This window comes from Sinanaerobacter chloroacetimidivorans, from assembly GCF_018128545.1.
In the GTDB taxonomy this organism is placed as follows: Bacteria; Bacillota; Clostridia; order Peptostreptococcales; family Anaerovoracaceae; genus Sinanaerobacter; species Sinanaerobacter chloroacetimidivorans.
The window spans coordinates 31,404-44,193 of the sequence record NZ_JAGSND010000021.1 but is presented as its reverse complement, the minus strand read 5'-3'; the positions used below and the strand labels follow the sequence as shown (position 1 = coordinate 44,193).

General features: G+C 40.5%; 14 protein-coding genes. 9 read left to right on the top strand and 5 right to left on the bottom strand.

Going from position 1 to position 12,790, the window contains the following annotated elements:
* The first annotated feature begins 47 nt into the window (after positions 1 to 47).
* From KCX82_RS20085 to KCX82_RS20075, 3 genes are read left to right on the top strand one after another with little or no spacing between them, the layout of a single operon-like run.
* On the top strand, positions 48 to 341 hold the full coding sequence (locus KCX82_RS20085; protein WP_227020263.1) for a hypothetical protein: 294 nt from the start codon (positions 48 to 50) through the stop codon (positions 339 to 341).
* On the top strand, positions 319 to 1,635 hold the full coding sequence (locus KCX82_RS20080) for an acetyl-CoA hydrolase/transferase family protein (RefSeq protein WP_227020262.1): 1,317 nt from the start codon (positions 319 to 321) through the stop codon (positions 1,633 to 1,635). The genes KCX82_RS20085 and KCX82_RS20080 overlap by 23 nt, the downstream gene beginning before the upstream one ends.
* Before the next feature lie 23 nt (positions 1,636 to 1,658).
* Positions 1,659 to 2,777, top strand: coding sequence for a 4-hydroxybutyrate dehydrogenase (locus KCX82_RS20075; protein WP_227020261.1), 1,119 nt, complete (start codon positions 1,659 to 1,661; stop codon positions 2,775 to 2,777).
* Between the two features lie 222 nt (positions 2,778 to 2,999).
* Here KCX82_RS20075 and aroE read toward each other — a convergent pair whose 3' ends face one another.
* Entirely contained in the window at positions 3,000 to 3,761 is a 762-nt protein-coding gene (gene aroE, locus KCX82_RS20070; RefSeq protein ID WP_227020260.1) for a shikimate dehydrogenase, read from the bottom strand.
* A 51-nt stretch (positions 3,762 to 3,812) separates the two neighbouring features.
* The gene (gene aroB / locus KCX82_RS20065; protein WP_227020259.1) at positions 3,813 to 4,877 is read right to left on the bottom strand and encodes a 3-dehydroquinate synthase; all 1,065 of its coding nucleotides are present in this window, start codon (positions 4,875 to 4,877) and stop codon (positions 3,813 to 3,815) included.
* A 195-nt stretch (positions 4,878 to 5,072) separates the two neighbouring features.
* On the opposite strand from aroB, the gene KCX82_RS20060 reads away from it, so the two are divergent.
* A complete protein-coding gene (locus KCX82_RS20060) occupies positions 5,073 to 5,870 on the top strand; it encodes a DUF975 family protein (protein ID WP_227020258.1) in 798 nt (265 codons plus the stop codon).
* A gap of 150 nt (positions 5,871 to 6,020) precedes the next feature.
* Here KCX82_RS20060 and KCX82_RS20055 read toward each other — a convergent pair whose 3' ends face one another.
* Together KCX82_RS20055 and KCX82_RS20050 are read right to left on the bottom strand one after the other, a co-directional pair.
* The gene (locus tag KCX82_RS20055) at positions 6,021 to 6,812 is read right to left on the bottom strand and encodes a hypothetical protein (protein ID WP_227020257.1); all 792 of its coding nucleotides are present in this window, start codon (positions 6,810 to 6,812) and stop codon (positions 6,021 to 6,023) included.
* A gap of 119 nt (positions 6,813 to 6,931) precedes the next feature.
* Complete coding sequence (locus KCX82_RS20050; RefSeq protein ID WP_227020256.1) at positions 6,932 to 7,114, bottom strand: hypothetical protein; 183 nt, start codon at positions 7,112 to 7,114, stop codon at positions 6,932 to 6,934.
* 285 nt (positions 7,115 to 7,399) lie between these two features.
* Between KCX82_RS20050 and KCX82_RS20045 the strand changes: the two genes are divergently transcribed.
* The 5 genes from KCX82_RS20045 to KCX82_RS20030 all read left to right on the top strand — a co-directional run bounded on the left by KCX82_RS20045 (position 7,400) and on the right by KCX82_RS20030 (position 12,389).
* On the top strand, positions 7,400 to 7,720 hold the full coding sequence (locus KCX82_RS20045) for a DUF6385 domain-containing protein (RefSeq protein ID WP_227020255.1): 321 nt from the start codon (positions 7,400 to 7,402) through the stop codon (positions 7,718 to 7,720).
* A gap of 86 nt (positions 7,721 to 7,806) precedes the next feature.
* Complete coding sequence (locus tag KCX82_RS20040; RefSeq protein WP_227020254.1) at positions 7,807 to 8,658, top strand: DUF6385 domain-containing protein; 852 nt, start codon at positions 7,807 to 7,809, stop codon at positions 8,656 to 8,658.
* 86 nt (positions 8,659 to 8,744) lie between these two features.
* A complete protein-coding gene (locus tag KCX82_RS20035; RefSeq protein ID WP_227020253.1) occupies positions 8,745 to 10,565 on the top strand; it encodes a glycosyltransferase in 1,821 nt (606 codons plus the stop codon).
* A gap of 57 nt (positions 10,566 to 10,622) precedes the next feature.
* Positions 10,623 to 10,745 carry a hypothetical protein gene (locus KCX82_RS23055; RefSeq protein WP_264373341.1) on the top strand — a complete coding sequence of 41 codons (123 nt, stop codon included), beginning with the start codon at positions 10,623 to 10,625 and terminating at the stop codon, positions 10,743 to 10,745.
* Between the two features lie 72 nt (positions 10,746 to 10,817).
* The gene (locus KCX82_RS20030; RefSeq protein ID WP_227020252.1) at positions 10,818 to 12,389 is read left to right on the top strand and encodes a recombinase family protein; all 1,572 of its coding nucleotides are present in this window, start codon (positions 10,818 to 10,820) and stop codon (positions 12,387 to 12,389) included.
* On the opposite strand, the gene KCX82_RS20025 is transcribed toward KCX82_RS20030, so the two are convergent.
* Positions 12,373 to 12,693: a P-loop domain-containing protein gene (locus tag KCX82_RS20025; RefSeq protein WP_227020251.1), complete on the bottom strand. Its 321-nt coding sequence runs from the start codon at positions 12,691 to 12,693 to the stop codon at positions 12,373 to 12,375. The genes KCX82_RS20030 and KCX82_RS20025 overlap by 17 nt on opposite strands.
* Positions 12,694 to 12,790: the final 97 nt, after the last annotated feature.

Here is a 12,790-nt window from a genome sequence, read left to right as displayed (position 1 = left end):
GTCGGAGTATCTTCGGCGGTTCTATGATATCACAAAGGAGAGCGTAGATGATTGGCGGCGTTAAATTTTGCGGTGGCTGCAATCCCAGATATGAAAGAGGAAAGGCACTGGAGACGATCAAAAATCATTTTAAAGGTAGAGTTGAATTCGTCAATGTCCAGGAAGATGCGGAGTATGATTTCGTACTTGTCATTGGAGGCTGCACAAATTGTTGTGCCTCCTATCAGCAATACAAGGCTAAAGAATATATTTTGATGTGGAATTTCGATCACATAGAAGAAACCATTAAAAAAATTGAAGAAATGGGAGGAATGAGACTTGAACTGGAAGGAAATTTATAACAGCAGATTATGTACAGCAGAGGAAGCAGTGAAAAGCATTCAATCAGGCAACAGGGTGGCATTTGCACATGCAGTAGCAGAACCGACAGTGTTGGTAGAGGCTATGATAGCAAATGCAGAAGCATACCATGATGTTGAGGTGTGCCATATGGTTACTCTGGGAAAAGGCCTGTATTCCAAACCGGAATACAAAGATCATTTTAGATTTAATGGTTGGTTTACCAGTCCTTCAACAAGAGACAGCATTGCTCAGGGACATGGCGACTTCACACCTGTATTTTTTCATGAAGTTCCCAACTATATCAGAAAAGGCATATTCGAATTAGATGTATTTATGGTCATGGTATCACCACCGGATGAACATGGTTACTGCTGTGTGGGAGTCTCTTCTGATTACACCATGCAGGGCATTGAATCAGCTAAAATTGTACTGGCTGAGGTCAATGATCAGGTTCCGGTAGTATTCGGCGATACCTTTGTACATGTAAGCAAGATTGATAAATTTGTTGAAACTTCACATCCGCTTCCAGAGCTTGCTCTTCCGAAAATTGGAGAAGTTGAACTGGCTATCGGCAAAAATTGTGCTGAACTTGTTGAGGATGGTGCAACCCTTCAGTTAGGCATTGGTGCAATCCCTGATGCAGTTTTGCAGTCATTAAAGGATAAAAAGGATCTTGGTATCCATTCCGAAATGATTTCCGACGGCGTAGTCGATCTATATGAGGCTGGAGTAATCAATAATTCCAAAAAAGGCTTACATAAAGGGAAGATGATAGTTACTTTCCTGATGGGATCAAAAAGACTCTATGATTTTGCAGCAAAGAATCCTGCAGTAGAGCTTCGTACTGTAGATTATGTAAATAATCCTTGTGTTGTTGCCCAGAATACCAATTTGGTATGCATCAACTCTTGTCTGGCCGTAGATTTTATGGGCCAGGTAGTTTCCGACAGTATTGGAACCAAACAGTTCAGCGGCGTAGGCGGACAGGTTGACTTCGTAAGAGGTGCGGCCATGAGCTTGGATGGGGAAGGAATTGCCATTATCGCTATGCCATCTGTAGCAAATAAGAAAGATGGAACCATGGTTTCAAAGATTACGCCTTACATTGATCATGGTGCTGCCGTTACTACATCAAGACAGGATGTGGATTATATCGTTACGGAATACGGCATTGCTCCTTTAAAGGGCAAAACGTTAAAAGACAGAGCAAGAAATCTGATCAATATTGCTCATCCAGATTTCAGAGAAGAATTAAAAGCAGAATTTGAGAAGAGATTTAACGCCAAATTTTAACTATTATAAGGAGGATTTTAAAAATGCAAGCACTGAGAGTAGTTCCAAAGGTATTCTATTTTGAAACATTTAAGGAGTTCAACGATGAATTCAAAGTTGGAAAAGACGATTTCGTTCTGACAAACGAATGGCTGTATACCCCTTATATGAAACCGCTGGGAATTGAAACCAACGTTATTTTCCAGGAAAAGTACGGAGCCGGAGAACCTTCCGACGAAATGATCGACGCCATTGCCAAAGATATGAAGAAATTTGACTTTAAGAGAATTATCGCATTCGGCGGCGGAACCATCGTTGATATTTGTAAAGTTCTGGCATTGGATTTGCCCGAAAAGTCGGTAGATCTCTTTACAGGAGCCGTTGCTCCGGTTAAGGTAAAGGAATTGATAGTTGTTCCTACTACCTGCGGAACCGGAAGCGAAGTAACCAATGTTGCCATCGCTGAATTAAAATCGCTCCATACCAAGAAAGGTATCGCTGTTGAAGAAACCTATGCGGATGTTGCCGTTCTTGTACCTGAAACCATTAAAGGACTTCCATACAAGTTCTTTGTAACAAGCTCGGTTGATGCTCTGATTCACGCAATTGAGTCTTTCTTGTCACCGAAGGCTTCTCCTTTTACAGAAATGTATTCCCTGAAAGCCATTGAAATGATTATGGCAGGCTATAAAGAAATCGTGGAAAAGGGAGAAGAAGAAAGATTCAAGTATCTGAAAGAATTTGTACTGGCATCCAACTATGCCGGTATTGCTTTCGGAAACGCAGGCTGTGCTGCAGTTCATGCGCTTTCTTACTCCATTGGCGGTGCTTTCCACGTACCTCACGGCGAAGCCAATTACCAGTTCTTTACTGAAGTATTCAAAATGTATACCAGAAAAAATCCGACCGGCAAGATCGTAGAAGCTACCAAGATTTTTGCAGATGCCCTTGGCGTAGATCCAAACGGCGATGTTTATGGAGAACTGGAAACCTTCTTGAATAAGCTTATCGTGAAAAAGCCTTTAAGAGAGTACGGAATGGTGGAAGCTCAGATTGATGAATTCACAAAATCAACAGTTGCAAATCAGCAGAGATTGCTTGCAAACAACTATGTATTCCTGACTGACGAAGAAATCAGAGAGATCTTTGCAAATCTTTATTAATTCAGGCTTACTCGAATAACAGGTTCAACCTTGTTCGGTTCGTTTAGAATCCTGAGATGAAAGGTTTGTTGGATAAAGAAACCAATTGGTCAATTGCAGTTTCCAAACAATGGTCAATTGTATGTTTCCAAACAAAAGTCATTAATATTAAAAAGCCAAAAAACTGCCGGCTCAAAGCCGGCAGTTTTCATTCATTCTCTGATTCATTGATCGTTTTTTCGGTTATGACGAAAGGGAAACGGGCTGCTGATTCCATATCTGCTGGGCTTTTACGGCCTGTTCCTTCAACATAATACTGCCGTTGATTGTCTTACAGCCCATTTCTTCGGCATACTTTAATAATAATGTTTTTTCAGGGTTGTAGATGAGATCAATCACTGTCTCAGCACGAATGTATTCTTTAGGAATGGGTGTTTGATCAACATTCGGATACATGCCTACCGGGGTACAGTTAACCAGTATATCGATTTGATGACTATCCTCTTTAAAAAATTCATAGGATACCGTATAATTTCCATGGAAATTCTGCTTACTTCTGCTTACTATGGTGATATCATAGATTCCGCTGTCTAAAAGGGCTTTGACAACGGCTTTTGAAGCTCCGCCTGAGCCCAGGATTACAGCTTCTTTTCCCTTGGTCTCTACCTGATAGTGTTTCAGCATTGCCATAAATCCTTCATAATCCGTATTAAAGCCTTTTGCCTTTCCATCTTGAAAAAGTACCGTATTGACGGCCCCTATATACTTCGCTTGAGGTGAGATTTCGTCCAACAGGGGAAGTACTGTTTCTTTGTAGGGAATTGTTATATTGACGCCTCTATAATCACTTTGCTTCAAGGCGATGAATTTCTCGGTAAAGGAATCCTTTGAAAACTCCAGAATCTCATAGCTGCCTTCCACACCGTTTTCCTTCATAATTTCATTATGTAACTTCGGAGAAAGGCTATGAGATAGTTTTTCTCCTATCAGACCAAACTTTAACATTTTTATCCTCCACTTTTAGCGTGTGATAACCCCGCAGATATCCACTGCTGCTTAAATAAAATTTTTGATTTCCGTTTTTTCAATTGGATGAATATATCCTATCCCAATCTTCTCAAGCAGAACGAGGTTTATTTTGTTTCCTCTTCTTTTTTTATCCCGTAATGCGCTTTGAATCAAGAGTTCCTTATCAATTCCTTCGGGTAGCGCAGAAGGAAGATTGTATTCCGATAAAATTTCCTTGAGCATGGCAGAAGTATTGATGGCCGTAAGTCCCATGGCTTCACTTTTCTCAGTAATAATCTGCATTCCCATGGCTACGGCCTGCCCGTGCCCATAGGTTCCGTCCGGATACAGATACTCAATGGCATGGCCAAAGGTATGCCCGAAATTGGAAAGCATTCGAATGCCATTATCTTTCTCATCCTGTTCGATGATTTGCTTTTTGATCAGGCAGCATCTGTAAATGATGGATTCGATAAGATCGGTATCGCGATAGCTGCTCATTCGGAAGAGATCGGAAAAGAGCTCGGCATCAGCCACGCATGCGTACTTAATAATTTCAGCCATACCGTCTGCCATATGGAAATCAGACAGCGTTTTCACAAAATCAGGATCGATGAAAACATAATCAGGCTGATAGAAGGTGCCCACCATATTCTTGCCTTCAGGAAGGTTGATTGCATTTTTGCCGCCGATACTGCTGTCCACCTGGCCGATTAATGTGGTTGGAATCTGAACAAAATAGACACCTCGAAGGAAGGTGGCTGCTGCAAAGCCGGAAACATCACCAATAATGCCTCCGCCCAGGGAAATAATCACATCATCTCTTGTGATCTGAAAAGACAACAGCTTTTTATATATTTGCGCCAATGCATCAAAAGATTTACTGGACTCTCCAGGTGGCAGTATTAGAACATCCCACTGACAATGTGATGCATTTAATTGTTTCCCCAAAAAATCCCCGTATGTCTTCCAAATATGTTCATCGGTAATAACGGCAAGCTTTTTTCCCGGGAAATGCTGGCCCAGTAAATTTCCGATGGAACTGAATAGTCCGCTTTCAATAAGGACGGGATATTTTCCGGTTTTCATATTTATTGTCAGATTGTATTTCATAACTAAAACCTCCTGGAAAGAAAAATATGGTAATGATATGTATAAATAAATGATAATAATAATAGTAATAAATAGTATACACTAAAAAAGAAGAACAATCAAAGACTTCGTAAATTTCAACAATATCTTGCATGGATCTTCTTTTTACCATATAATAGTAATGTGTATATAATAATAGGAAAGAAGGAGTTTTAGATGGACAATAATATTATTGTAAACGAAAGCTGTAAAACATTGAGAGCATTAGGAAGAGAATCTCTGCAGAATAGATGGGGGTTTGCCGCATTAGGTACGCTATTATATATGATTTTAATTTTAGTACCTGTTTTGGTTTTGGATCTGCTCTTCGGACCTGAAGACGGATCGGGATCCGGAATTTCAGCTATATACAGTTTATTGGTAACCGGGCCTATGAGCCTGGGCTACGCCATGTTTGGCATTTCTCTTTTCAGAAAGAGAGAAACTTCAGTGGCAGAGGTATTTTACGGATTTGAAAAGTTTGGGAAAGCCCTGGGCCTTTATATCGTGATGTCGATATTTATTTTCTTGTGGACACTGCTATTGATTATACCTGGAATCATTGCTGCTTATCGCTACAGCCTTTGTTTCTTTATTCTTGCCGATAACCCCAATATTGGAATTATGGATGCAATCAGAGAAAGCAAAAGGATGATGCGCGGCAACAAATGGAAAATGTTCTGCTTGATGCTTTCCTTTATTGGATGGGGCATTTTATGTATTTTCACACTAGGGATCGGAACCTTATGGCTGAGTCCATACATGCAGGTTTCAGTCGTTGCATTTTACGACATTGCAAGAGGAAGTCTGAGAGCCCGCAGAATTGATGACGGATTCTATAAAGCTCCGGAGATCCAACCGACGGAAGATCCCATCACTGTCTATAAAGAGGAAGCAGAGGGAGAAAATAAGGAAGATAACAACGAATTTAAAAAAGATGACAACGAATTTAAGGAAGACAATAATGAATCTTAAGGAAGATAATCATGAGTTTCGACAAATAAAATAGATCTTGAAATTAGGGTTGATTGGTGCATCTGGACGACATGTTCCCGCACGTCATTAGAAATGACGGCAGGAACATGCGCTCAGGTGCATTTTTGATTGATTTACAGGAGGAGTATGTTAGCGTTTGCTGATTTTTTCAGTAAGGTCCTGACGGAGGGCTTCAATTTTAATAAAGTCCATATTCGGAATATAATAACTTTCCAGAGAATCATGCTCTTTTTTTGCCTGGCTCAGGCAGCTGATTGCTTTTGCAAGCAATTCCTCCATTTTATTTTGACTATCGGTTAGAATTTCTTCCTGGAACTTGATATCTTCATACCGGATAGCGTCCTGAAGATTGATGGTGATGGTATCGGTATGGTGGATGGGTTCGTGTAACGTATGATATTGATTTGAAGTCACAAAAGCGACATCCAGTTCAGGGATCAGCAGATGTTCTACTTTGACTGCCGGTTTCATGGGGCAGTAATAAGCTTCAACGGAAAAGCCTCTGTATAAGGCGCTTTCCATAAATAGATTCAGTATTTTTTCACTGCTTACACCGACCGGTGCTTTTATTAAGTAAACTCTTTTATACCCATCAATTAAGGTGTCTAAGTAATTTTCAAAGCCCTTCGGCGTTATGGCACTGGCAAAGTATTTCTTGATATCGCCTTGCTGAGGACTGATTTCTTTATGTGCAAGTTCCGTCCCGATAATTCTGGCTGAGACCTTGTAAATTTCTTCGTTCTTAATTGCCGAATCGTATATGCTGCTGAGATTGTCATACATTTTTCCGGCTGCTGCCAAATAGTTATAAGCCCTGCTGAAAATGCTTTTTATTCGTTCGTTGTTTCGGATTAATGCATCTCTGTTTCTTCTGATTCCTTCTTCATCCCAGTAATCTCCCAAATGAATAATGGAATCCACAGCCCCAGGATTTATAGGGTCAACAACATGTGATGCGGTGCCTTAACGTATAAAATTTATTTAACGGAAAGTTGGACAGGTTGCTCCGGGTCAATTTTATCGATATTATTTCTCCGCCCTTATGCCCTGCCGTTATAATAGGCCACAACACTGACATTACCAGGAGCCTGAACTCGAAGTCTGGCATATTTTATGGAAACGGTAACGGCTCCGATATAATTCCCAGAAGGGGATACACTTTGAGGTGTCGTATGGTCTATATAGTAATCAGTTGAATCCAATGGTGCAACCTGTACTGCCACCGTGATGGAAGAACCGCCGTTATTCCTTATACATTAGCGGTTAGCAATGCGGAAACCCTTTTCCTGGCAAACTTCATCAATATATGTTTTTTGACTTTCGTCGTTCCAATTGTTCATCAATTGTCAGAGGCTTTTCACATATTGTAAAAGTTAGAATATATTAAAATAGGATATTCTATTGGAATATCATTTCCGGCCTTTTGTAAGGCTTATTGAGCTGAGGTGTAAACAATGAACGCAACAAGCCGGTATCCATGCAGCCACCAATGCCTTCCAGATACTTTGATGAGAAATCCTTTTAAAGAATATATTTTTAAATATATCATTGATGATAATGTTAGTTATTCCCACACAATTTGTACAGCCTCAGCAACTATGGTAACCGTTTTTCTCAAAATCTATGGTGAAGGCAGTTTAGAAGCAAGCATACAAAACAGCCCCGACGGTATTAATTTTATAAACGATATTCAGAATTTAAAGCTAGAAGATGATGAGATGGGAACCCTGGTTCCCTACCTTTATTCCAAATATATGCGTATTGCAATGAAATGCACAAAGCCTTCCACAAAAGTGAAAATCTGGTTTCAAATACAAAATATTATGTAATTCTACATCTGAAAAATCTGCTTATTCGCCCACGGTAAGATAGATTTCAGATGATATACTATTGTGGGCCAAAAGGATGAAAAAGTATGAATAATTTGATGTTTAATACTGTTGCAGAAGAACTGAAAACCAGTTTATATGCGCAGGCCCCAGATAGCAGTTTTAAAGCTCTGCAGCTGAACGGAGACGATAGCTTAATAATGGCAGGTACAGTGACCGTATCGGAGATCACGGCACCGGTAACCATAGCCAATGACAGCTTAACCGTAGCAGGTTCGGTGACGGTGGCAGGTACAGTGACCGTATCGGAGATCACAGCACCGGTAACCATAGCCAATGACAGCTTAACCGTAGCGGGTTCGGTGACGGTGGCAGGTACAGTGACCGTATCGGAGATCACGGCACCGGTAACCATAGCCAACGACAGCTTAACCGTAGCAGGTTCGGTGACGGTAGCAGGTACGGTAACCGTGTCGGAGATCACGGCGCCGGTGACCATAGCCAACGACAGCTTAACCGTAGCAGGTTCGGTGACGGTAGCAGGTACGGTAACCGTGTCGGAGATCACAGCACCGGTAACCATAGCCAACGATACCTTAACAACTGTTGTCGCAGGATATAGCTTTGTTACAGATACAGTTGATTTACCAGGTGAAACGGGAACCGGTGTGGCCTTTGACAATACGGACATTTCACAGATCAAAACCGGTACCTTCTTTGTCTACAATTCTGGTACTTCTACCCTGACCGTATCACTGCAAATCAGCCCTACCACCGCAACCGCCTTTTATATCGATGATCCTTCCTATACAGATGTTGCTATATCAAACGGTGAAAATAAAATCATCGTTATCGGTAAATTTGCCAATTATGCAAGGCTGAGCTATGATGCAGGGGCCGCAGCAACCTTTTCCGTCTATTACAATGCACAGTCGTAATCATTTTTGGTTACAGACTTAATAAAAGGGGGCCGCAGCATGATGCTGGAGCCCCTGATCTTTTGGGATACAATGGAGATTTCAATATGGAAAAAAAACAAACACTTGGTTTATGCATGATTGTAAAAAATGAGGAAAAAAATTTGAGGCGCTGCCTCTCAAGTGTTGCGCACATAGTAGACGAGATCATAATCGTCGACACAGGCTCAGAAGACCAAACGGTAGAAATAGCCGAGGAATTTGGTGCAGCAGTTTATTCCTATCAGTGGAACAACGATTTTAGCGCAGCAAGAAATTTCTCAATCCGGCAGTGTACCGCAGATTGGGTACTCCTTTTGGACGCGGATGAAGAACTGGGGCAGGAGGCCGGAAACATCCTGATCCCATTTCTGTCCAATCAGGATTTTGACGGAGCACATTTTACGATCCACAATTATATGGGAACAAATTTATCGGATAATATTAACATTCATATTGGTTTGCGCCTGATCAGAAACAATGGCAAGTATCATTTCACAGGAGAAATTCATGAACAGATTTCCTGTATAACCGGTGAAACCTGCATCAATAAATTTACGATATTAGATATGAAACTTCATCACTACGGTTATATGGATGACGAAGTAAATGCAAAACAAAAAAGATGCAGGAATATTCCAATATTGGAAAGTCTGCTGGAGAAAGATCCGGAGAATTCTTTTACCCTGTTTAACATGGGGAATGAGTATCTTGCTATGGAAGATTTTAAAAAAGCATTGGAATATTATGACAAGGCGTATTCGAAAATACATGTGCAAGAAGCTTATGCTCCGCACCTTTTTTTTCGTATGGCAAACTGTCATGATCATCTGAAAGAATACGAAAAAGCATTATCTTACCTAAACGAGGGGCTGGAATATTATCCGAAATGCACAGACTTCGAATATGTAAAAGGCTGTGTTTTGAAAAGACTGAAACGATACAGTTTGGCTATCGAATCACTCAAAAAATGCATGGAAATGGGGGAAGCACCTTTAACTACGCGATTTGTCAATGACTGCGGCACCTATCGGCCTGCTGCCGCTCTCGGTGAACTTTATGAAGATCTATCCGACTATGATAAAGCACTGGAGTATTATCACAAGGCGCTTTTTTATCGTTCTGGAGAATATGTTCTTTTATATCGTATCGGTGCAGTATTGAATAAAATTTATCAGGATAAGAATACAGTCTTGGAGAAATTAATGGAGTATTTTGCTGATCCTGATTATGAGCCGAATTTGATCTTGACCTGGGATATTTTATTGAACGAAAAATTATATGATTTGGCACTTGCCAAGCTGGAAGCCGAAGACCGAAGTTCCATGCAAAATGGGAAATACCGACTGGAGCTTGAATTTCTGAAAGGCAAGGCGTATTTCTATACGAAGAAGTACTCTCAGGCGAGAACATTGTTTCTGAGGCTTTCAATGGAAGACGAAAGAGAAACCATCATCCCAAGAATTCCTGAAGACAGCATAAAATATCTATTTCTGATCAATCTGATAAATAAGACCGATCAAATGCCGGCGGTATTCAAGCGTATGGAAGAATTAAACGGTGAAGGGTGGTATTACACCTGCAAGCTTCTCTATGAGATCCATGCACAGCATGTAGATTCCATCAGCAAACCTTGCAATGGCGAAATGATCGCAGGTGCCATCGTTTTGCTCAACATACTGCTGAAAACAGGTGAGTATGAGGTATTCCAGTCCTTGCTGCCGATTTTCAATAAAGTGAATGATCGCCGTGTGCTGCTGTATCTATCAAAAATATATTATGCCAACGGATTTTCCGATATGGCAGTCAAATCAATCCTGAGATCCATAAAGGAAATGGATGTTATCGACGAAGAAAGTATCAGGATTTTATGGAAAGAAATTCGCTGAAATACAGGTATAAAGAGAACCTTCTTATCGTAAACATTTATCAGAGGAGGTTCCGTTATGAATACAAAGTTTATGGTTGAAGAGACCTATCGAATTCCAAATGAAGGGGAGCGAATTATAAATATTTCCAAGAAACTTGCTGACATTATAAGAAGCGATGAAGGAAAAAGAAATGTATGAGGTCTTTCTTGCAAGACCTCATACTTTATAGTTGGAATCATCCGATTGGGTAATAGAGGGAGGATGGCAGAGATGAAACAAGTGGCGATCTATTGCCGGCTTTCCGAAGAAGATAAGGGAAAAAGCGAAAAAGAGGATTCGGAAAGCATTCAAAATCAAAAGAAAATCCTGACCGGCTATGCTCTGGAAAAAGGCTGGGAGATCTTTAAAGTTTACGCAGATGATGACTGGTCCGGGCTTGATCAGGACCGCCCGGCGTGGAAGGAATTAATCAATGATGCGAAAGGAAGAAAATTTGACATTGTCTTATGCAAAAGTCAGGCAAGGTTTACCCGGGAAATGGAAACCGTGGAAAAGTACCTTCACAAGTTATTTCCTCTATGGAATATTCGATTTGTAGGCCTTGCCGATGCTGCTGACACCGATAATCTCGGTAATAAAAAACAAAGGCAGATCAACGGGCTTGTAAATGAATGGTACTGTGAAGATCTATCTGAAAATATCAAATTGGTTTTTGATAAAAAAAGAAAAGACGGTGTTTTTATCGGAAGTCATGCCTCCTATGGCTATCAAAAAGACCCGAGGAATAAAGGTAAATTAATGATCGACGAAGAAGCTGCAAGGGTGGTAAGATTGATTTTCGACCTGTTTCTGGATGGCATGGGAAGCGGTAAGATTACCAGATATCTCAATGATAAAGAAATCCCAAATCCCTCAAGGTATAAAGAATTACATAACGGCGGCAAACCCAGGAATAATGAAATTGAAGACTGTGAAGGGCTTTGGAACCGAACTACGGTAAAAAGGATTCTAAAAAACGAAATGTATCTGGGAAATATGGTTCAGGGAATCCGGAAAAAGCCTAGCTATAAGTCGAAAGAAGTCGTGAGTGTACCCAAAAATCAGTGGATCATTGTGAATAACACCCATGAACCGATTATTGAGGAAGAGACCTTCAGTCAAGTGCAACGGCTGCTGAAAGAAAAAAAGAGAAGTGATGGCCATGGGAATTGCCACGTTTTATCAGGAAAAGTTAAGTGCATGGTTTGTGGGAGCACCATGTACAGAGTGACGCTGCAGAACCGGAATGGAAATATCCGATATCACTATCTCAGATGCAGCCGGGCAAATAAAAAAACGGGCCTCTGCAATGGCCCTACCATCCGGTTGGATTTGTTGGAATCCCTTGTGCAAAATAAAATGAAACTTTATTTACAGACAGTAAATGAAAAAATAATCGAGGATGAACTTAAAAAATATAAATTGGATAAAATAAGTACAAATCAATCCAGGGAAGTGAAAGTCCTTGATCGGAAGATAAAGGAAAATAACAGGATGATAGAAGCCTTGTATCGGGATAATACGTCAGGAGCTTTTTCGCCGGCCCAATTTGACGAACTTGTGAGCCCCTTGCTGAAAAATAATGAAAGACTGCGAAACAAAAAAGAGAATCTGATGAAGTCGGCTGTAAATGAACCCGATTCTTTGAATGATACGGATTTTACAAAGAAATTCATCCATCAATATAAGGAAATGAAGGGCCTGACCGCCCGTTACGTAAATGAGTTTATAGACAGTATAGAAATAGGAGAAAAGGACAGAGATAATCTTACTCAAAAGATTCGAATCAATTGGAAATACTGATGATGAATAAGGGCACGACAGCATGGGGTGCCGTTCCGTCTATCATGGCTATCTTTTTATCTCTCAGTACAATGCCGTCCAGAGATCCATTATCAGAGGAACAATGCATAAAGTCCACGTCGTGTCCTTCCTTTAGTAATGTTTCGCCTATTTTTCTCATAAATGTTGATTTTCCAACTCCGGGGCCACCTTTGATACAAATAATTTTATCTGCTTCTTTTTGACTTAATATATACTGATAATAAGAGAAGAATCCCTCAGGTGTATTATTACCCGGATACATATGACGTTCGGTTCCTGCCATACACATCATCCTTTCCAGACTATTCTCATTTATGATATGCTGAAAAAAGCTCGCTCGTGATAACGAGATATGGTTTTGCTGTCCCTTTTTTCAGCAG

Bases quoted from the DNA above. Each gene is read 5' to 3' on its own strand.
- KCX82_RS20085 (WP_227020263.1), top strand. From the start codon at position 48: ATGATTGGCGGCGTTAAATTTTGCGGTGGCTGCAATCCCAGATATGAA.
- KCX82_RS20060 (WP_227020258.1), top strand. From the start codon at position 5,073: ATGGACAATAATATTATTGTAAACGAAAGCTGTAAAACATTGAGAGCA.
- KCX82_RS20025 (WP_227020251.1), bottom strand. From the start codon at position 12,693: ATGGCAGGAACCGAACGTCATATGTATCCGGGTAATAATACACCTGAG.
- aroB (WP_227020259.1), bottom strand. From the start codon at position 4,877: ATGAAATACAATCTGACAATAAATATGAAAACCGGAAAATATCCCGTC.
- KCX82_RS20075 (WP_227020261.1), top strand. From the start codon at position 1,659: ATGCAAGCACTGAGAGTAGTTCCAAAGGTATTCTATTTTGAAACATTT.
- KCX82_RS20045 (WP_227020255.1), top strand. From the start codon at position 7,400: ATGAGAAATCCTTTTAAAGAATATATTTTTAAATATATCATTGATGAT.
- aroE (WP_227020260.1), bottom strand. From the start codon at position 3,761: ATGTTAAAGTTTGGTCTGATAGGAGAAAAACTATCTCATAGCCTTTCT.
- KCX82_RS20030 (WP_227020252.1), top strand. From the start codon at position 10,818: ATGAAACAAGTGGCGATCTATTGCCGGCTTTCCGAAGAAGATAAGGGA.
- KCX82_RS23055 (WP_264373341.1), top strand. From the start codon at position 10,623: ATGAATACAAAGTTTATGGTTGAAGAGACCTATCGAATTCCAAATGAA.
- KCX82_RS20035 (WP_227020253.1), top strand. From the start codon at position 8,745: ATGGAAAAAAAACAAACACTTGGTTTATGCATGATTGTAAAAAATGAG.
- KCX82_RS20040 (WP_227020254.1), top strand. From the start codon at position 7,807: ATGAATAATTTGATGTTTAATACTGTTGCAGAAGAACTGAAAACCAGT.